Raw genomic sequence first — 1,485 nt, 5'->3', positions numbered from 1 at the left:
CGTCGGGGTGGGCCTTGTCGAGCGCGGCAATGCCCTCGGGCGCCGCCACCAGCACCAGCGCACGGATGTCCTTGCAGCCGCGGCGCTTGAGCAGGTCGACTGTGGCGATCATCGAGCCGGCCGTCGCCAGCATCGGGTCGATGATCAGCGCGGTGCGCTCTTCGAGCTTGCCGACGAACCGCTCGAAGTAATGCTCGGGCTGCAGCGTCTCGTGGTTGCGGCTCAGGCCCACCACACTGACCTTGGCGTTCGGGATCATGTCCAGCACGCCTTCCAGCATGCCCAGCCCGGCACGCAGGATGGGCACGACGGTGACCTTGCGTCCTGCTATCTGCTCGATCTCGGTCAGGCCGCTCCAGCAGTTGATGGTGGCCTTTTCCAGCGGGAAGTCGGCGGTGGCCTCGTAGGCCAGCAATCGCGCCAGCTCGCCGGTCAGTTCACGGAACTTCTTGGTCGAGATGTCGGCCTCGCGCAGCAGGCCGATCTTGTGGCGCACCAGCGGGTGCGAAACGGCGATGACGGGCATGGTGATCGGTACATCAGTGGGCGATGCCGGCAGTGTAGTGAGGCCGGCGACCGCACGCGTTGCTCCTCCACCTGCCCCCCATGCCGTCCATCCCGCTGCGCGCCCGAGCCGAAGCTCGGGCGTCGGCAACCGCGTCAGTTCACCTGCAGCTTGAAGATCGTTCCCTGGGTGTATTTGCCACCCGTGCCGGTCGTGCCGTAGAACACGCCGGGAGCGGTTTCGACCATCCGCCCTTGCAACGCGCTGCTTTCCTTCAGCTCGCGGTCGATTTGGTACAGCTTGGTGTACTGACCCTCCAGCGTGACCCGGTAGTAGTGTCCCGGGCCGCGGATGCCCCCTTTGTAGGTAGCCCCATACAGCTGACCATCGCTGCCCAGGGTCAAGTCGCCCACCGGACGCAGCCCCTTGCCGCTGTTGGCGAAGTCATGCACCAGGCTCACCCCGCTGCCGTCTTTGGCGATGGAGAAAAGCACGCCAACATTCTCTGCACCCCCTTGATACGAGGTGCCGTAGAGCAGGCCGTCAGGGCCCTCGACCAGCGCCGGTGTCGGCTCGATGGGCTCGTCCGATGACCGGGCGACGGATGCAAAGTCGTGGAGCACCTTGAACTCGCCGGTGGGGCTGATGCGAAACAGCGTCCCGCCGTCATGGGCACCGCCGTAGCGCCCGGTGCCATAGAAATTGCCGTCGCTCGCCGCCTGGAGCTTCGAGTACGAGCCAACATCGCCGTCTGCGGTCGACATCGAGTGCAGCAAAGTGAAGACGCCATCAATGCTGACGCTGAAGATGCACCCGTGGTTGTTCGTGCCGCCGGAAGCAGTGAGGCCGTACAACTTGCCGTCACTGCCCAGCGCCAGTTCGGTGGTCGGGCTCTTGCAGATGGTGGTGTTCAGGTCGAGTAGCGTGGTGGTCGTGCCTTTAGGCGTCATCCGGTAGATGGCGCCGTGGTTGTCGACACC

At 65.0% G+C, this 1,485-nt stretch carries 2 protein-coding genes; both read right to left on the bottom strand.

The genetic code is table 11. The features are described from left to right. Window positions 1–526, bottom strand: a 526-nt coding sequence (gene upp / locus AC1DYI_RS35340) for a uracil phosphoribosyltransferase (RefSeq protein ID WP_477208761.1), incomplete at its 3' end; no start/stop codon positions are given. A 134-nt stretch (window positions 527–660) separates the two neighbouring features. Beyond that, window positions 661–1,485: choice-of-anchor tandem repeat GloVer-containing protein (locus tag AC1DYI_RS35335; protein ID WP_477208760.1), on the bottom strand; the 825-nt coding region annotated here is incomplete at its 5' end.

The organism is Ideonella sp. P3_A4 (genome assembly GCF_056403075.1).
Note: the sequence above shows the minus strand (reverse complement) of the source record. Positions and strands in the feature narration are given on the sequence as shown.